Origin of the sequence: Actinoplanes sp. HUAS TT8 (genome assembly GCF_051380535.1) — a bacterium.
GTDB lineage: Bacteria > Actinomycetota > Actinomycetes > Mycobacteriales > Micromonosporaceae > Actinoplanes.
Window position 1 is genome coordinate 8,002,047 of the sequence record NZ_CP195646.1, and the last position, 17,359, is coordinate 8,019,405.

Below are 17,359 nucleotides of genomic sequence, written 5' to 3' on the forward strand. Positions count from 1 at the left end.
AGAATTCAGTCATACGAAAAGCTGATGCGGCCGCCCGGACTGAAACCCCGATCACGGGGTATTCGCTGGTCATGGCGGAGAACGCGGAAGATCTCGGCGAGCCGGTGGCCTACCTGGTCCTCAAGAAGGGCGTGCCGGTCTACACGCTCAGCGGCGACAACGTCGGCCGGGTCGGGCAGGTCCTGGCCGACGAGCGCGAGGACGTCTTCCACGGGCTGCTGATCGACACGCCGGACGGGCGCCGCTTCGCCGCCGGCGATCAGGTGGCCGGCCTCTACGAGCGGGGCGCGATCGTCACCGAGCCGGCCGAGCGCCTGGCCCGGCCGGGTGACAACCTGCCCGCGGGCCGCCACGAGAGCAGCTTCAAACGGGCGTGGGACTGGCTGGTCCAGCCCCGCTGACGCCGTACGCGCCAATTCTCTTGATCGTGATTTTCTACTGCTGACCGCGGTCGCGGTAGGTCCAGTTGCCGTTGCCGAGGGTGCCCCGGCCGGACGAGCTCTGCGCGGCCTGCTGGGCCTGCTGGGCCATCCGGGCGTCGATGCGGGCCTTCAGGTACTCACTGGCGGCGCGGTCCTCCTCGCTGGGCGCGGCCATCAGCGCGTAGACCATGCCGAGCAGCGCGAAGACCACCGTGACGCCGATCGGGACCAGCAGCGACTGCGCGCTCGCGCCGTGGACCGCGCCGAAGTGCTGCTCCGTCGTCACTGACATCGCGGACATGCCGGTGAAGTGCATGCCGTTGACCGCGATGCCCATCACCAGGGCGGAGATGAAGATGACGGCCGGCTTGCGGACCACCAGGGTGAGCCAGAGCGCGACGGTGGCGGCGACCACGGCGATCACCACGGAGAGAATGACCCGGGAGCCCTCGTAGTGGATCTCGCCGTCCACGCGCATCGCGGCCATGCCGGTGTAGTGCATGGCGGCCACGCCCAGGCCGGCCAGCACGCCGCCGACCAGGATCCGCAGGTTCCGCGCGCCGTTGCCGAGCAGCGCGATGGCCAGACCCACGCCGACCGCGACGACCGCGATGAGCACGCTGGCGGCGGTCAGGCCGACGTCGTAGCGAACCGTGGAACCGACCACCTCGAAGCCGAGCATGGCCACGAAGTGCATCGTCCAGATGCCGGTGGCGCCGATGGCCAGCGTGCTCAGGACCAGCCACCAGATCTTCTCGGCCTGGGTGCGGCCCGACCGCAGGCGCACCGCGCCGATGAGACCGAGCAACGAGCCGAGCACGGACAGCAGATAGCTGAACGCCGGGGTCACCCATCCGTGGTCAAAGTGATGGATCTCCGCCATGGTGCCGCGCTCCCTCGCCTGAAGAGTTTTGCCGCGCTGCATACTGCCGCAGCCCCGTCGCAGCCGTCACCGATTGTGATCCAACTTTCGTTACAAGCACACGAGCAGATGATCTCGATTTGGGTCACGGTTGATGGCGGATCATCCGAAACGGCGATATCGGACATCCGTTTTGCCACGTAGGACCGGTATAGTCGGCTTTCCGTTACGAACCGACTACAAATGGGACGATCGTGTTGCCGACCGTCCCGGGGATAACTTTCCGTAACCTATCCGAAATGCCGAAGATCAGGCGTCGGCCGGGGCCGGACCGACCGGCGAGAGCAGCCCGAGCGCGGCCGATCGCTGCGAATGCAGAATCTGCACGGTCTCCTCGGTGCAGGTGCCGGGCGCCTCATCCATGACACAGAGTGTGCCCACGACGTGACCCTCCGGGGAATGCAAAGGCACGCTCGCGTACGACCGGACCCCGCTCACCGCGAACAGCGGCGTATCCGCGTACTCGTCGCTCACCCGGCTGTCCCCGATCAGCACCGGCACGTCCTCGGCCACCACGATCGCGTCCGGAGACCACTCGGCCGGAACCCCGCCCGCCTCCCGGACCCACTTCGGCAGGCCGTACGACCCGGCGACCACCGCGCTGTCGTTGAGCATCAGCGTGATCGCCGCCGTCGGCACCCCGGTCAGCACGGCCAGCTGCTGGGCGAACGCGTCCAGCCCGGCCGCCTGCGCGGGCCGGGTCAGAAAGTCCGAGACCGCCAGCAGGCGCGGCACGTCGGCCAGCTGGGCCGCCGTGCCCGGGTGCGCCTCACGGGCCTCCAGCAGCTCGGTCGCGGCCTCCAGCAGGTGCTTCGGGCGGACCGGCTTGGAGATCGTCACGTCGCAGAGCTGCCGGGCCGCGGCCGGCGTGGCCGCCGACAGCATGATCACCGGGATGTCGTGGGTGCTGGCCTCGGCGCGCAGCCGGTCGGCGACCTCCAGGCCGCTCATGCCCGGCATGTGATGATCGAGGATGACCAGGTCGGGCGAGTCGTGGACGATCAGGTCGAGCGCGGCGGCGCCGTCCGGGGCGGTCCGCACGGCGTGGCCGGCGTTGCTCAGCACGGTCTTGAGCAGCTCGGCGATGTCCCGGTCGTCCTCCGCGATCACGATGGACGCCATGACTCGCTCCCCTCTGCACCGGCCCGCGCCGACGGCCACTCCGGTGAGATCACCGGGTGCGGTCGGCCGCACGATCGACCCGACCATAAACCCGGGGAGCGTTACAGATCCCTGAAATCCACAATGTCGGACATCGTCGATTTATGGCCCTTTTCGCGTTGGGGAGCTCCGCGGGCCGCGGCGTCGTCGAACGTTTTCAGGCGGCCCAGGCGAGCTCGGCCGAGCGGATCCTCGTCAGCAGGGTGGCGATCCAGGCCAGCTCGGCCGCGACCAGCCCGTGCCAGTAGGCGTGCTCCAACGTGTCCAGCTCGGTCATCGCAACCGACCCGTCCGGCAACGCCGCCTGCTCCCCGGCCAGGCGCTCGGCCCGCGCCGAGAGCAACGCAACCGCCCGATCGGCCGGGAGACTGCCCAGGTAGGCGACGGCCAGCGCGAAATCCACCGACGCGACCGGGGTGTCCCGCAGGCCGGACTCCACCTTCGCCCGGAAGCAGGCGATACCGGGGCCGGTCAACTCGTACTCCGTCCGGGGCGGGCGGTTGCCCACCTGGCCGGGCTCCCGGGCCTCGACCAGGCCGTCCCGGTGCAGGGACTTGAGCAGGGTGGTCACCGTGCTGCGGGTCGCGCTCAAGTGCGCGTACCGCCCCCGGAGGCGGGTCGCCAGATCGTAGGCGTGCGCCGGCCGCTCCCCGAGGAACCCGAGGATCGGCAGCACCAGACTGTTCCGTGAGGCATCCAGCGGCATGGAACAACGTTATGGGCGTATACACCTAGAGACAACCCAAAATTGACCTTGATCTCCGGAACGACCCCGAATGGCCGACTGGTGTACGCCCGTAGGGTGATGGGGGTGGAACCACTGACGAACTGGGCCGGCAACATCACCTTCGGCGCCCGGCGGGTCCTGCGCCCGCGCTCGCTCGACGAGGCCCGTGAGCTGATCACGGCCGCCACGAAGCTGCGCGTGCTCGGCAGCGGGCACTCGTTCAACCGCCTGGCCGACACCGACGGCGATCTGCTCTCGCTGGCCGGGCTGCCCCGGACCGTCGAGATCGCCCCCGACCGGCGGACCGTCCGGGTCGACGGCGGCATCCGGTACGGCGACCTCGCCACCCGCCTGCACGCCGAGGGCCTCGCCCTGCACAACATGGCGTCGCTGCCGCACATCTCGGTGGCCGGCGCGGTCGCCACCGCCACCCACGGCTCCGGGGTCGGCAACGGCAACCTGGCCACCGCGGTCGCCGCCGTCGAGATCATCCGGGCCGACGGCGAGCTGGTCACCGTGTCCCGCGGCGACACCGACTTCCCCGGCTCGGTGGCCGCGCTCGGCGCCCTGGGCGCGGTGGTCGCCCTGACCCTGGACGTGCAGCCCGCGTTCGAGCTGCGGCAGTACGTCTACGAGAACCTGCCCGCCGCGTCGGTCCGCTCCGACCTGCCCGCGATCCTGGCCGACGGCTACAGCGTCAGCCTGTTCACCCGCTGGACGAGCGCGGACGTCGACCAGGTCTGGCTCAAGCGGCTCGACCCGATGACCGCGCCGACGTTCCACGGCGCCACGCTCGCCGACGGCCCGCGCCACCCGGTGCCCGGCATGCCCACCGGGAACTGCACCCAGCAGGGCGGCGTGCCCGGCCCCTGGCACGAGCGCCTGCCGCACTTCCGGATGGAGTTCACCCCCAGCAGCGGCGAGGAACTGCAGTCCGAGTTCCACGTACCGCTCGACCGGGCCGGCGACGCGATCGATGCGGTGGCCCAGGTCCGCGAGCGGGTCGCCGCCGTCCTTCAGGTTTCCGAGGTACGGACGATCGCCGCCGACGACCTCTGGCTGTCGCCCAACCACGAGCGGGACAGTCTGGCCCTGCACTTCACCTGGATCGCCGACACCGAGGCGGTGCTGCCGGTCGTCGCCGACGTGGAGAAGGTGCTCGCCCCGCTGGGCGCCCGCCCGCACCTCGGCAAGATCTTCACCAGCGCGCCCGAGCTGCCCCGGGCGGCCGAGTTCTCGGCGCTGGTCCAGCGCTTCGACCCCACCGCCAAGTTCCGCAACGACTTCCTCGACCGCCTCCTCAGCTGACCCCCACCCTCCCAGCTGGCGCTCACGGCTGCCCCAACCCGCCCGAAACAGCCCTGAACGCCAGCTGCGGCCGTCCGGCTGGCGCTCACGGCTGCCTCAACCCGCCCGGGACAGCCCTGAACGCCAGCTGCGGCCGTCCGGCTGGTGCTCACGGCTCGGTCGGGGTCAGCAGCCGCAGGCGGCGCCGGCGGGGGCGGTCAGTTCGTCGGCCGGGCGGGACCACTCGCCCTTCTCGTCGCGCACCGGGAAACCCTCGCGGACCCAGTACTCGTACCCGCCGATCATCTCCTTGACCGGGTAGCCCAGCTTGGCGAACTCCAGCGCCGCCCGGGTCGCCCCGTTGCAGCCCGGGCCCCAGCAGTAGGTGATCACCGCGGTCCCGGCCGGGATCAGCTCGGCCGCCCGCCCGGCGATCGCCCGGGTCGGCAGGTGGACCGCGTGCGGGAGGTGTCCCTGCCGCCACGACTCGTCGCTCCGCGAGTCGACGACGACCACGCCGGGCGTGCCGGCTTCCAGGTCGGCGTGCACGTCACTGACGTCGGTCTCGAAGCGGAGCCGGTTGCTGAAGTGTTCGATCGCGCTGCTCATGCCCTTGATCGTGCCGCCCTTCAGGCCCTGGCCCCAGTGGCGCTGATGCCATCCACCGCTAATATTTCGCCATGCTGACGATCGGGCGGCGCGGGCCGTCGGTGACGGTTCTGGCGTACGACGGCATGTCCGTCTTCGAGCTCGGCATCGTCACCGAGGTGTTCGGCCTGCCCCGCCCCGAGTTCGACCGCCCGTGGTACGAGTTGACCGTCTGCGCCGAGTCCCCCGGCCCGGTCCGGGTGATCGGCGGCGCGTCCCTGCACACCGAGCACGGCCTGGACACGTTCGCGGCCGGGCAGACGGTGATCGTCCCCGGGGTGCCCGACGTCCGCGCCGATCCGTCTCCCGCCCTGGTCACCGCGCTGCGCTCGGCCCACGCCCGGGGCGCCCGGATCATGTCGATCTGCTCGGGCGCGTTCGCGCTGGCCGGCGCCGGCCTGCTCGACGGCCGCCGCGCGACCACCCATTGGCGGTACGCGGAGACCCTGCGCGCCCGCCACCCGTCCGTCGAGGTCGACGCCGACGTCCTCTATCTCGACGACGGCGACGTCCTGACCAGCGCCGGCAGCGCCGCCGGCCTGGATCTGTGCCTGCACGTGATCCGCCGCGACCACGGGCCGGCCATCGCCAACGCGGTCGCCCGCCGCCTGGTCGTTCAGCCGCACCGGGACGGCGGTCAGGCCCAGTTCATCGAGGCGCCGGTGGCCGACGACCCGGCCGACGACCGGCTGGCCCGGAGCATGGAGTGGGCGCTGGGCCACCTGGCCGAGCCGATCACGGTCGAGGTGCTGGCCCGGCGCGCGCACATGTCCGGGCGTACCTATCTGCGGCATTTCGCCCGGGCCACCGGCACCACGCCGATCCGCTGGCTGATCGGCCAGCGCGTGCACGCCAGCCTGGCCCTGCTGGAGACCACGGCGACCCCGGTCGAGGCGGTGGCGTCCGCGGTCGGTTTCGACTCGCCGGTGACGTTCCGCCACCACTTCACGCAGTCGATGCGGACGTCGCCGTCGGCCTATCGCCGGGCGTTCGGCGCCGGCCCGCGGTAGGTCAGGTCGGCGTAAAGGGTGTCCGCCCCGATCCGCGCGACGAACAGGTATTGCCCGTGCTCGCCCGGATCGGTGGCGTAGCTGCTGACGATCCTCTCCTCGCCCGATTTGTCGGCCAGCGCTCCCGGGCAGGAGTCGGTCACGTCGGCCCCGGCCTCGGCCGCCAGGCGTTTCCCGGCCCAGGTGGCCAGGGTCGCGCAGGCCTGCGGGGTGGCCGGGGAGGTCGACCAGACCAGGGTGAAACTGTCCTCGGCGAGCATGACCGGATGCCCGTCCTGCTGGGTCCACCGGGCACCGTCGACGTCGATCACCGCCGGGTCCTGACCCAGCTCCCAGCCGTCCGGGCCGCCGTACGCCAGAACGCCCTGCAACGCCGTGTCCCGCGCCGCGGTCGGCGAGGACGGCCGGGTCGAGATCCAGGCGACCAGCGCCACCAGGACGACGACGACCACGCCGGCCGCGATCACGATCGGCCGTCGTCGGCGCGGGGCGGTGATCGGTTCGGCCGGGCTCGTCTCAGTCACCCGCCCAGTGTCACGCACCACCGCCAGGACGTTGCGCCGGGAGCCGGCCCAGCGTCTCGAACAGTTCGGCGACGGTGGCCGCCCAGCTGACCTTCGCGTTGATCTGGGCCCGCAGGTCGGCCGCCCGGGTGACCGAGCCGGCCGGGTCGAGCAGCACCCGGGCGATCTCCTCACCCCACCGCTGGGCGATCTCCTCGTCGGTGCCGTCCATGGAGACGATCTCCCGCGGCTGGGATCGGTCCCCGTCCTCGATCTTCAACTCGCGGAGCAGGTGGGCCAGACCGCTCTCGGCGGTGATCAGCACCGGCACGGTGGCGGCGATCGCCTCGTAGGCGGCCAGGCCGAAACCCTCGTGCCGGGACGGCATGATCACGACGCGGGCCTTGCGGAGATCCTCCCACAGGGTCTTCTCGTCCGGCCGGAACTCCCGCATGACCGCTTTGAAGCCTCGGGTCGAGAGCTCGTCCAGGTGGTCCTTGACTTTTTGGGCGTCGCTCTTCGGGACGCCCCGGATGACCAGCGTCGGCCGGTAGGAGGGTCCACCGGACACCAGCTTGACGGCGATCTCCACCGCCTGCACCGCGATGTCGATCCCCTTCGACCGGAAATCCTCGGCCCGGCCGATCAGCAGGACCTCGCGCCGGCTCGGCGGCTTCACGACCGAGTTGTCGGTGACCCGCAGGCCGGGCGTCAGCCGGAACACCGGCGGCGCCGCCGACTGTCCCAGCAGGTCGTCCGCGATGGCGTCGCTCAGCCACGGGCCCACCCCGGCCACCAGGTCGGCGGTGCCGGCCAGGTCGATCTCGTCCTGGGTGCGCTGCCCGGCGATCTCCATCCGCGACTCGTCGCCCGGCCACTCCTTGGCGACTTCCAGCGACTCGGCGTCGGTGTGCACGATGTGCAGCCGCCGTGCCGCCGGGAAGTAGTCGCGTCGGAGAACCTCCGCGTACGGCCCCAGCAACCGGCCGTGCCCGACGATCACATCCGGGCGGTAGTCGTCACCGGCGAAGGGCGGCTTGGTCAGCAACAGATCCTTCCCGGACAGACCGAGAGCCGGGGTCGACCCGATCAGGGTGACGTCGGCCTGCTCGGCCGCGTCCCGCTCGGACTCGGAGACCTCCGGCACCAGCACCCGGACGTCCGCGCCGGCGGTCCGCAGGGCGACCGCGAACTCCCGGTTGAACGTCGAGATGCCGCCGTGCCGCGACTCCCACTCGTCGGCCACCAGCAGAAAGCTCGGCACGGCCACGGCCGGCTCGCTCGGCCGATCGGTCACGACGGTGACGACCGGCGGCATCGGCGCGGTCACGGCCTCGGGAACGACCGGCTCGGCCTCGGGAACGACCAGCTCCGGCAGCGAACCTGATCGGATGCGGTCCAGACCCGCGCGCAGCGTCGTGGTGTCACGAAGCCGGCCGGAGTCGTCCCGCAGGCGCCACTCGTCCCGCCCTTCGACCGGGCCGACGAGGGTCACCTCGAAACCGTCCACTCTCTCCGGCATGCCGTCATCGGTCGTCCACCCGCCGATCACCACGACCAGCGCCGAGCGGGCACCCGGGGACGGGCTCACCGGGGTGTGGATCTCGTGCCCGACCGTGTCGGCGGTGCCGGAGCACACGTACACGGCCAGGGTCTTCGTCTTTCCCCCGGCCTCCGGCACATTGATGTACGGACGGGGGTGCTGCCGGCCCTGCGACCGTCCCTCGTCGACCCGGCCGTGAAGGTGCTCGGCGATCTCCAGCCGCAGGTCGTCGATCAGCCGGGTGACCGTCGGCAGGTCCTGCTGAACAAGAGCCGAGGTCAGATCCCGCAGCGTTCCGTCCATGTTCGAATGCTAGTCCGGTGACGCACAGCCGGAGCACAGTCGAACGACAGGTTTGGATCAGTCCGCGGTGAGGCGCACACCGGGATCGTCGCACCATTTCCGCACCGACCGCCACGTCCCGTAACCGGCGACCATGTCGAGGTGACCGGCGCCCGGGATCAGGTCGACGTCGAACGCGCCCGGGTAGACCCGATGGGCCGGCGGCGAGCAGTACGGATCGTCGTCCCCGCACACCAGCCGGGGGGCCCGCATCGACGTCGACCGGACCGCGTGATGGGCCCCGGCGGGCGGCTGGAACTCCCGGATCTCGTCGGTCCCGGCCAGGAAGTCCAGGCTGGGCGGGGCGACCAGCAGCACCCGCTCGACCGGCAGGTGCACGCTGCCCTGGGTCGCGAGATGCATCCAGGCCATGCACGAGAGGCTGTGGGCGATCACCACCGGGCGGGCGCCGGCCGACGGGGCGAGGAGCCTCTCGATCACGCCGAGCCAGTCCTTGAGGGCCGGGGCGTCCGGATCGGGCAGTTGCGGGTAGTCCACCTGATGACCGTCGGCGGCCAGGTCCTCGGCGAGAAGGCGCTGCCAGTGGCCCGCCGGCTGCCGGTTCTGCCAGCCGTGCAGGACCAGAAAGCGGTGTGGCGTGGTGGCCATGGCATCCCCTCGCGAGCTGTCGCGCCGTCGCTCTCGGTCAACGACCGCACGGGTACATGGTTAGAACCAGTCACTCCATCGGACGAGACGCGGCAGGAGCAGCAGCGAGACGAAGAACGAGGCGCCGGTGAGCACCAGCGGCAGCAGGGCCTGGCGCAGCGCCCGGCGTTGATTCAGCTGCCGGATGTCCTGCTTCTCGGCCTCGCTGAAGTCCCGGTCGATGTCCAGGTCGGCGTCCCGCTCGCCGTTCTGCAGCACCTGGGCCGCCCAGGTCAGGAACGCGGCCGTGAGCACCCAGAACGCCGAGTCCAGCACGACTTTCCCGGTCGAGACGTCGCCCTCGGGACCGGTGGCGATCGAGGTGACCAGGTTGATCCCGGCACCGGCGAATATCCCGGCCAGGAAGTTCAGCGAGGAGGACGCCGGGAGCATCATCATCTTCATTCCGCCTCATCCGCGTCGGACTCTGGGAAGGGCGGTTCCGGCCAGGCCCGCCCACACACTTCCCGGCCGATCTCGTCGATCTCCTCGAGGACGGCCGGCGGGGTGTGCTCGTCGAAATTCCGGTAGAGATCCTGCACTCTCGTGCGGTGCCGGATGAACGCCTCGAGTTTCTCCTGGACCCGGGCGCTGTGCGCGACCCCCTCGCGGCTGCGCTTCTTGATCTGCTCGGCCAGCTCGCCCTGCAACTGGCTGACGGCGGCCCGCCACATCTGAAGGTCGTGCTCGTTCATTCCTCGCCGGGGCGGGGTGAACGGCGTGACCGGCTCGGCGGCGGCGCCGGCCGGCGGATTCGTCGCCGGCCGCACCGGATCCGACTCGGGCGACGGGATCATGTCACGGAGGATGTCCAGGTACTTCGCGAACACCGTCCGCTCGACGATGTCGGCCAGCTGCGCCGTGATGAACGGCAGGCGCAGCCGTTCCTCCGGCCGGTCCAGGGACACGTCCCGGCTGGACTCCAGCTCCTGATTGGCCCGCTCCAGCAGGGTCGTCAGGTGCGGGTGCACCGAGTCCTCGGTGCACAGCCGCAGCGTCTCGAGGACCAGCGCGAGATCGATCTCCCGGTTCCGTGAGGTCCACTGGCCCTCCCGGCTGCGCAGCCAGGTCAGCGCCTTCTCCACCTTGGGCTCGTCGCGGTGGCCGCTGAGCACCAGCGCGGTCAGGGCCATCGACGTGGCCAGCTCGTCGGTGTTCCACGACCCCGTTCCGCTGCGCCACCAGTGCGACTTGTCGTCGACCTGGCTCAGCAGCCAGTTGCTCGCGCGACGCACGGTCTCGTTGTCCCGGGGCCGGATCACCGCGGAGCAGAGCCCCTGCACGATCCGGGCCGTCACCCAGGGAACCCGGGCCGGGAAGAAGTGACCGCGCCGCTGCTGCGCCCGGGCGGCCATCCGGACCAGATGCTGGATCCGGTTGTCGTCCCGGTACTGCAGCGGGGCCGTGCCCTCCAGCCCGAGCAGCAGACCGAGCGCCCAGTTGCGGTAGGCCTTCTCCTTCTCGGCGTCGAACTCCTGCCAGGACATGCCGCTCGGGTGGCCCGCCTTGCCGTAGAGCTCGTCCTCGCCCCGCATCTGCTCGGCGATCTCCTCGAAGTCCGCGAAGTCCTCGGTGTTGGCGCCGATCGGCTCCAGCGTCAGCTGCGCCGGGTCGTCGTACCGCCACCGCTCGCGGATCTTGGTGGCGATCCTCAGCCACTCCTCGTCCCGGTGCAGCCGGGTCAGCGCCATGGCGGCGAAGACCGCGGCGCCGAGGTTGTCGCCCCAGGCCGGGTCCTCCTCGGTGCTCTGCTCCAGCCAGAACCGGAGATACTCCAGCATCTCCCGGCTCAACTTGAGATACAGGGACTCCACCCGGAGCCGGCCGGGCGACCGGAAGTGGTCGATCCGGCTCAGCGTCGCCTTGAGGCGGGCGTCCCCACCGGCCTGGAGGTGCTGCCAGACGATGTTCTCGGGCCGGTTCTCCGGGCCCTGGGCCTCGATCCAGTGCTCCAGCGCGTACCGGATGATCAACCCGGCGCGGCGGCGCGGGCCGAGCGTGAAGGCGTCGTCGGTCCGGTGTACCACACCACGACGCTGGAAGGCCTCCACCTCGTCGCCGAACAGGGACCGGGCCTCGCCCTCGGGCAACGACTCGCCGAAGAAGCCCAGGCTGGCCAGGTGGTAGAGCGCCGCCCGCTGCCGGCCGGGGGCGACGTTCGCCGTGTACTGCTCCTGCAGCTCGGCCTCGCTCGGCACGCGCGCGTTGTGCACCCGGAACTCGATGGCCGAGGCCGCGGTGTGCACGTCGCCGTCGGCGAGATCGCGGATGTCGCGGCGGACCTCCTCACTGAACTCCCCGTTGTGCTCGTCGAGCATCAGCGTGATGGTGTCCGCGCCGTCGATGCCGATCGTCTGCAGCGTGATCGCGGACTCGCCCTGGTCGAGCAGGTCCGTCATGGCCCGCCAGCTGGTCGCCAGCACCTGGATCGTCAGACCGAAATCCTCGCGCAGCGTACGGATGCAGCCGAACAGTGCCTTCAGCACCGGCAGATTCGCCTGCATGTCGTCGATGACCAGGAGGAAGGAGTCGTTCCGGGCCGCCTGGAACAGGGTCACCAGGACCGATTCCGGCCCGTCGTCCGGGTCGGTGAAGTTCAGCCAGATGACGCCGCGCTCATTGATCTCGGCCTGGTGGGCGAAGTTCGCCGCGAGCGCGGACCGGCCGGAGCCGGGATCCCCGACGACGAGGATGTCCTTGCCGAACTTGAGGGCGCGCTGGACCTGGTCGGCGGCCGGGGTCAGCCGGTAGATCCGCTGGTGGCTCTGCCGCCACTGCTCAAGGGTCGGCGCCAGCGCCTGGCCGATCGGTTTCGGACGCCAGGTGACCGGCAGCGGCTCCGGGCTCATCAGCGCGTAGGCCAGCAGCCCCAGCGGGTCGATCTGCTTCTCCAGTGCGCGGCGCAGCACCGGAACACTGATCCGGACTTCCCGGGCCTGGTCCGGAGCGCCGGCCACCTCGACCACCAGCTGAGGTTCGTCGACGAAGTCGGGCGAGATTTTGGTGATGGACAGGGCCGGATCGTGCGTGTCGGCTATCGACCGGCGCAGGTTCTGCAGGTCGTCCCGGGCGGCCGCCAGCACCTCCCGCGAGTTCCCACTCGACCCCAGGTTTTCAAGCGCAGCCCACCCAGAAGCGACGACGGGCACCGACGCTGGCTCCCTTCACTGCGGTGGGCCGGCCACCGCCGTCGAGGGAACGCCGGTGTCAAGCCTGGGGGGCTCCAGCCGTGCGGCTCGGTCGGCGGGCGAGAACCCTCAGGTACTCGGTACCGATCAATTCACCGGGCACGCGGCCCGCACCGTGCTGGACTATCTCGAATTCTTGATCTTCAAATGCCGTGGTGACATCTCGGGCGTCACCCAGATCGTGACTAGTCATTTTCTGCGCGTATTGCCGGGCGGAACCAGAAAGATCGTCCAAGTCGATCGTCAGCATACCGCGCCACCCCGCGGCACGCTCGCGGAGACGCAGCTCGAAATCATCGGTAGCGGCGGCGACCCGGCGCGACGAGTCCCATTCGATCTCGAACTCGTCAGTAGCCCGGTAATCATTTCCCGGGTGCAGCCGAACGGTGGTAAGAACCGCGCCGCCGGGCCGGAGAAGATGAAACCAACTATTCAATACCTTTTGCGATTCATTACGGGCGAATCGGGTCAAGAAGGCGTCGGCCACGATCAGGTCGAACTCGCCGTCGACCGGCAGTCCGGCCGCGGCCAGGTCACGCTGCTCGGTGACGTCGGCCTGATGCGTCATGATCCGCTGGCCCCAGCGCCGCGCGTACCACCGGTTCGCCCCCAGCGGCGTCTCGCACAGGTCGAGGACGTGCACTTCGAGATCCTTGGGGATCTTCCCGTCCGCGCTCTTGGCCGCGTCCAGCACGAAGGCCAGCGTCGTGTAGTCGGCGGTGCCGCTGATCAGCACTTTCCGCGCGCCGCGCCCGTGAATGGCGTCCCGCAACGCCGAGGCGTAGAAGTCGGCGTGCCAATTCGGGCTGCTCACCATGTCGAACAGCCGAAGGTACTGCCAGGCGCCGTGATACCAGGCGCAGTTGCCGTCACCGAGATAGCGGCTCGAAGTGCAGGAGAGCTGTGCGGCCGACCGGATCATCGGGGCCGACTCCAGCAACCAGCCGGTCATCTCCGGCGCCGGGCGAGGCGAGGCGGCCGTCGCCTTGAGGCGGGCGAGCACCGCGCGCATCAGCCGCTGCGCGTCCGCGATCTCCGACTTCCGGCCGCTGACCAGCCAGGACGCGCTCCCGTTGCCGCTGAACTCCTGCTTCACGACCACGCTGTCGTCGATCAGCCAGACCGTGTTCATCGGGATCTGCGACAGCCGGTCCCAGCCGGTGACGGTCACCGGATGGGACCGGAGCTGGTGCTCCTTGTCGGCGTCGATCAGGTGCGAGGCCCGCAGCTCGGTCTCGTCGCCGGAGGGCACCAGGTAGTAGCGCTCGACGTGGCACCGCTGGGCCAGCTGCTGCCAGATCATCCCGGAGAACAGGTTGCCGGCCGGCTGGCTCGGGCTCAGCGGCACGATCTGCTGCACCTTGTGCTGCACGGTGCTGCTGAGGCACTGCACCAGTTCCTCGACCGCGTCCATCGGCACGCGGACGCTGTGCGGATCGGTGCCCTCGAACGAGACCCGGTGCATGACGCAGGCCTGCCGAGCATGTTCGATCATCTCCACGGCGGCCGGAGATCCCCCGAAGCGCCGGTACGAGTCGATTTTCCCGTCAGGCAACATCTGCGCTCCTACCCACGCGAGGCGACAACAGTCATATGATCGCTGTCCCAATCAATAGCGGTCCGGCAAATTGACCATCCCGCCTTCTCGACCATCTGCACGACTTCATCGGCATCGAACCGGCGGGACAGGAAGCAACGGAATTGATAACCGTGCGGGAGAGGTTTATCGTCCAGCCGCACGTCCCGCAAGAGAGTCACCCGCCCGATGAACGCGTCATCGTGATAGTCGACCTCGAATTCGAGATCAGCAGAACGCAGCCCAGCGGCCAGCAGCGGCTCCAGAGCGGCACACCGGAATTCTTGGCTGTGATAGGCGGCGATGGATGAACGCATCAGTTCGGCGGGTCGTCGCAGCAACACGCTCAGTAATAGAATGTCACCGAGCCGCAACGCCACCGCGAGGTTCTGCAGCGCCGCCACCGGGTCCTCGAGATTGCCGAGGGTGTGGCCGACCATGCCGAGCACGATCGGGTCGTCACCGCGGCGCCACCGCTCGACGCCGGGCGACGGCGAGTGCTCGACATCCCACACCATCGTGTCGACCGAGCAGTCCGGGCCGGCGCCGGCCCGCACCCGGGCGGCGGCGATGTCCAGCAGGGTCGCGCTGAAATCGAGGCCCAGGTATCGACCGACGGGCTGCCCGAGCGAGGCGAGATAGGTCAGCATCGCCGCGGTTCGCCGGCCGTTACCGGGGCCGATCTCCGCGAACGCCGCCAACTCCGGATACAGCGAACGGAGAACGTCGGCGTCGTGCGCCACCGAAGCCAGCATGCTCGCGTAGTCGTCGGTGCTCGCATACCGGTCGTGAGTGAATGCGGCACTGCCGGCATAGGCGAACTTCAAAGGAACGTGGCCGGCGACGACCGCCTCGACCACCGTACGGCGATGGTCCGCGCTCTCGAAGTACGACGCCGGTGGGCGGCTCGCGTCCACACTGGTCAGCGCCACCGGCAAGCCGGCCGGCCTTCGTCGCACTCCGCCCATCCCGCATCGCCTTCCCGTGACGGCTCGGCCGCAGACGATCCACTACGACACCGCGAGCGCCGCCGTGCGCAACCATCAGGTTACAGCTAGTCACCAAGGCTGCATAGGCACCCAGAGTGCCAGGCGGCGCCCGGCGGACACAACACCCATTCGACCGACGTCAATAGACTAATTACCCGATCGGACAGTCGGGGCACCTGCGATCGAGGGGTCCACATCAGCCAAAAGTACGATCAGGACAGTCTCGGCCGACCAGTGCTCAAAAACCCGGAAACAGCGGCCCGCAACCGCACTGACCTCGCCGAATTAGCGATCTAGCCGCTCTGTAAGGTTGCCGACAACCGCATCACCCGGTCCGTGACTTGAATTCACGATCGGGCATGTTGATCACCATCACTCCCCCGGCCGGCACCGTCACCGATTCGGAAACGGCGCGTTTGGTCACCGCATTCGTCCCGGAACCGGGCAATGCCACCACGGCCGGTCCGGAACCGTGGTTGAAGAGGAACAACAGTTCGCCTCGCCGCACCGCCTCGACCTCCGGCGGCCGGCCGGGCAGCAGCGGGGTCACCCCGGCCTCGGCGGCCACCCGCTCCAGCAGTCGTCGCAACGCGTCATCGTCCAGGCCGGGCGACACATACCAGGCCACGCCGGCGCCGAACCGGTTCCGGGTGATCGCCGGCGCCCCGGCCAGGACATCCCCGGCATACCGCACCACGGTCTCGGCGCCGGCCGTCTCGACCCGCTCACTCCAGCGAACACCCTGCTCACCGTCGTCGAGCGCGATCGTCGTGCCCGGGGCCAGCGGCCGCCACTCCACCACCCGCACCCCGAGAACGTCGCGGAACGCGCCGGGATAGCCCCCGAGCCGGATCCGCCCGGCCGGGTCGGCGATCCCGCTGAGATGCCCGACCACCAGATGACCCCCGGCCGCCACGAACTCCCGCAGCGCCGCCGCGCTCTCGTCCGAGATCAGAAACAAATGCGTCAAAACCACGATTTTGTACGGTCGGAGCCCCGCCCCGCCGACCCACGCCGCCCCGCCGGAGCCCACCGCGTCGCCGGCCCTTGACGCCTCGCCGGAATCGGTCCGGCCCGGGAAGACGAAGTCAGTGGGGATGCCGGATCGGTACAGCGCGCGGTGCGTCTGCTGCACGGCCGCCAGGTAGTCGATGTCCGCGGCCGGCAGGCCCCCACCCTGCAGCGCCCACCACGAAGGAGCGTCCCAGCCGATCGCCACACGCGCCTCGACCTCCCCACCGGCGTACGGCGCAATGGTCTTCAAGGTCCTCCCGAGGCCGATCGCCTCGCGGAAGACCGGGGTGTCCGGACCGGCGTGGGGCACGAGCGCCGAGTGGAACAGCTCGGCCCCGCCCCGCGGCTGCCGCCACTGGAAGTACATCGCGCCGCGCGAGCCCCGGGCCACGTAGTTCAGGCTGTGCCGGGTCAGCCGGCCGGGTTCCTTGGCGTGCATCCGGCCCGGTGTGTAGATCAGGTTCGGCGCGGTCTCCATGAGCAGCCATTCCCCACCGGCCCAGCCGCGGGCCAGGTCGCCGCCGAAGGCCGTCTCGGCCTCGCCCCGGCCGTCGACCGCGGCCGGGTAGTGATCGACCGCGACGATGTCCACCTCGGACGCCCAGCGCGCGTGGTCGACGCTCACCCAGCCGCCCTGCACGAAGTTCGTCGTGATCGGGACGGCCGGGTTGGCCTCGCGCAGCAGGTCGCGCTGCTCGACGAACGCGCCCAGCAACTCGTCGGACAGGAATCGGCGGAAGTCCAGCACGTGGGCCGGGTTCGGCAAATACTGCGTGGCGCGCGGCGGCATGATCTGGGCCCAGTCCGAGTATCGCTGGCTCCAGAACGCCGTGGTCCAGGACTCGTTCAGCGCGTCGAGGTCACCGTGCCGTTTCTCCAGCCACGAGCGGAACGCGGACGCGGTCAGGTCGCAGCGGCAATCGGTCCCGTACTCGTTGTGGACGTGCCAGAGCGCCAGCGCCGGATGCCGGGCGTAGCGCGCGGCCAGCTCGGTGGCGATGGTCCGGGCGGCGGCGCGGTAGGCCGGGGCGGAGACGCAATACGTGTCGCGGCTCCCGTGGGTCAGCCGGACGCCGTCGGCGGTGACCGGCAGCCCTTCCGGGTGCGCCAGGGTGAACCAGGGTGGCGGCGAGGCGGTCGGGGTGGCCAGGGCGACCCTGATGCCGCCGTCGTGCAGGAGGTCCATGATCCGGTCGAGCCGGCCGAACTCGAAGCGGCCCTCCTCCGGTTCCAGGTGGGACCAGGCGAAGACGCCGAGCGAGACGATCGTGACGCCGGCCTGGCGCATCAGGGCGACATCCTCGGGCCAGATCTGCTCGGGCCACTGCTCGGGGTTGTAATCGCCGCCGAAGAACAGCATCACACCGCCTTGACTTTAG

At 70.1% G+C, this 17,359-nt stretch carries 15 protein-coding genes; 3 read left to right on the forward strand and 12 right to left on the reverse strand.

Annotation, left to right across the window (positions count from 1 at the left end; genetic code table 11):
* Positions 1-71 precede the first annotated feature (71 nt).
* The gene (locus tag ACSHV8_RS35400; protein WP_436523023.1) at positions 72-401 is read left to right on the forward strand and encodes a PRC-barrel domain-containing protein; all 330 of its coding nucleotides are present in this window, start codon (positions 72-74) and stop codon (positions 399-401) included.
* 34 nt (positions 402-435) lie between these two features.
* On the opposite strand, the gene ACSHV8_RS35405 is transcribed toward ACSHV8_RS35400, so the two are convergent.
* The 3 genes from ACSHV8_RS35405 to ACSHV8_RS35415 form a co-directional block, all read right to left on the reverse strand.
* Positions 436-1,305, reverse strand: coding sequence for an MHYT domain-containing protein (locus tag ACSHV8_RS35405; protein ID WP_436523025.1), 870 nt, complete (start codon positions 1,303-1,305; stop codon positions 436-438).
* Between the two features lie 288 nt (positions 1,306-1,593).
* Complete coding sequence (locus ACSHV8_RS35410) at positions 1,594-2,466, reverse strand: response regulator (RefSeq protein WP_436523027.1); 873 nt, start codon at positions 2,464-2,466, stop codon at positions 1,594-1,596.
* A gap of 196 nt (positions 2,467-2,662) precedes the next feature.
* Entirely contained in the window at positions 2,663-3,211 is a 549-nt protein-coding gene (locus ACSHV8_RS35415) for a PadR family transcriptional regulator (protein WP_436523029.1), read from the reverse strand.
* Between the two features lie 105 nt (positions 3,212-3,316).
* On the opposite strand from ACSHV8_RS35415, the gene ACSHV8_RS35420 reads away from it, so the two are divergent.
* Positions 3,317-4,540: an FAD-binding protein gene (locus ACSHV8_RS35420; protein WP_436523031.1), complete on the forward strand. Its 1,224-nt coding sequence runs from the start codon at positions 3,317-3,319 to the stop codon at positions 4,538-4,540.
* Positions 4,541-4,705: 165 nt separating this feature from the next.
* Here ACSHV8_RS35420 and ACSHV8_RS35425 read toward each other — a convergent pair whose 3' ends face one another.
* A complete protein-coding gene (locus ACSHV8_RS35425) occupies positions 4,706-5,128 on the reverse strand; it encodes a rhodanese-like domain-containing protein (protein ID WP_436523033.1) in 423 nt (140 codons plus the stop codon).
* A 71-nt stretch (positions 5,129-5,199) separates the two neighbouring features.
* Here ACSHV8_RS35425 and ftrA point away from each other — a divergent pair, with 71 nt between their 5' ends.
* Entirely contained in the window at positions 5,200-6,177 is a 978-nt protein-coding gene (gene ftrA, locus ACSHV8_RS35430; protein ID WP_436523035.1) for a transcriptional regulator FtrA, read from the forward strand.
* Here the strand turns inward: ftrA and ACSHV8_RS35435 are convergent.
* The 8 genes from ACSHV8_RS35435 to ACSHV8_RS35470 all read right to left on the reverse strand — a co-directional run bounded on the left by ACSHV8_RS35435 (position 6,144) and on the right by ACSHV8_RS35470 (position 17,340).
* Entirely contained in the window at positions 6,144-6,701 is a 558-nt protein-coding gene (locus tag ACSHV8_RS35435; RefSeq protein ID WP_436523037.1) for a hypothetical protein, read from the reverse strand. The two genes, ftrA and ACSHV8_RS35435, sit on opposite strands and share 34 nt — an antisense overlap.
* A gap of 10 nt (positions 6,702-6,711) precedes the next feature.
* Complete coding sequence (locus ACSHV8_RS35440; protein ID WP_436523039.1) at positions 6,712-8,526, reverse strand: glycosyltransferase family 4 protein; 1,815 nt, start codon at positions 8,524-8,526, stop codon at positions 6,712-6,714.
* 57 nt (positions 8,527-8,583) lie between these two features.
* Positions 8,584-9,174, reverse strand: coding sequence for an RBBP9/YdeN family alpha/beta hydrolase (locus ACSHV8_RS35445; protein ID WP_436523041.1), 591 nt, complete (start codon positions 9,172-9,174; stop codon positions 8,584-8,586).
* A 60-nt stretch (positions 9,175-9,234) separates the two neighbouring features.
* Positions 9,235-9,618 carry a hypothetical protein gene (locus ACSHV8_RS35450; RefSeq protein WP_436523043.1) on the reverse strand — a complete coding sequence of 128 codons (384 nt, stop codon included), beginning with the start codon at positions 9,616-9,618 and terminating at the stop codon, positions 9,235-9,237.
* On the reverse strand, positions 9,615-12,296 hold the full coding sequence (locus ACSHV8_RS35455) for a hypothetical protein (protein WP_436523045.1): 2,682 nt from the start codon (positions 12,294-12,296) through the stop codon (positions 9,615-9,617). Before ACSHV8_RS35455 ends, ACSHV8_RS35450 begins: the two co-directional genes overlap by 4 nt.
* Positions 12,297-12,420: 124 nt before the next feature.
* Positions 12,421-13,959, reverse strand: a complete 1,539-nt coding sequence (locus ACSHV8_RS35460; RefSeq protein WP_436523047.1) for a class I SAM-dependent methyltransferase — start codon at positions 13,957-13,959, stop codon at positions 12,421-12,423.
* 8 nt (positions 13,960-13,967) lie between these two features.
* Entirely contained in the window at positions 13,968-14,909 is a 942-nt protein-coding gene (locus tag ACSHV8_RS35465) for an L-histidine N(alpha)-methyltransferase (RefSeq protein ID WP_436537070.1), read from the reverse strand.
* Positions 14,910-15,291: 382 nt separating this feature from the next.
* On the reverse strand, positions 15,292-17,340 hold the full coding sequence (locus ACSHV8_RS35470) for a beta-galactosidase (RefSeq protein ID WP_436523049.1): 2,049 nt from the start codon (positions 17,338-17,340) through the stop codon (positions 15,292-15,294).
* Between the last annotated feature and the right edge of the window lie 19 nt (positions 17,341-17,359).

Bases quoted from the DNA above. Each gene is read 5' to 3' on its own strand.
- ACSHV8_RS35425 (WP_436523033.1), bottom strand. From the start codon at position 5,128: ATGAGCAGCGCGATCGAACACTTCAGCAACCGGCTCCGCTTCGAGACC.
- ACSHV8_RS35450 (WP_436523043.1), bottom strand. From the start codon at position 9,618: ATGAAGATGATGATGCTCCCGGCGTCCTCCTCGCTGAACTTCCTGGCC.
- ACSHV8_RS35415 (WP_436523029.1), bottom strand. From the start codon at position 3,211: ATGCCGCTGGATGCCTCACGGAACAGTCTGGTGCTGCCGATCCTCGGG.
- ACSHV8_RS35440 (WP_436523039.1), bottom strand. From the start codon at position 8,526: ATGGACGGAACGCTGCGGGATCTGACCTCGGCTCTTGTTCAGCAGGAC.
- ACSHV8_RS35460 (WP_436523047.1), bottom strand. From the start codon at position 13,959: ATGTTGCCTGACGGGAAAATCGACTCGTACCGGCGCTTCGGGGGATCT.
- ACSHV8_RS35410 (WP_436523027.1), bottom strand. From the start codon at position 2,466: ATGGCGTCCATCGTGATCGCGGAGGACGACCGGGACATCGCCGAGCTG.
- ACSHV8_RS35400 (WP_436523023.1), top strand. From the start codon at position 72: ATGGCGGAGAACGCGGAAGATCTCGGCGAGCCGGTGGCCTACCTGGTC.
- ACSHV8_RS35405 (WP_436523025.1), bottom strand. From the start codon at position 1,305: ATGGCGGAGATCCATCACTTTGACCACGGATGGGTGACCCCGGCGTTC.
- ACSHV8_RS35445 (WP_436523041.1), bottom strand. From the start codon at position 9,174: ATGGCCACCACGCCACACCGCTTTCTGGTCCTGCACGGCTGGCAGAAC.
- ACSHV8_RS35470 (WP_436523049.1), bottom strand. From the start codon at position 17,340: ATGCTGTTCTTCGGCGGCGATTACAACCCCGAGCAGTGGCCCGAGCAG.
- ftrA (WP_436523035.1), top strand. From the start codon at position 5,200: ATGCTGACGATCGGGCGGCGCGGGCCGTCGGTGACGGTTCTGGCGTAC.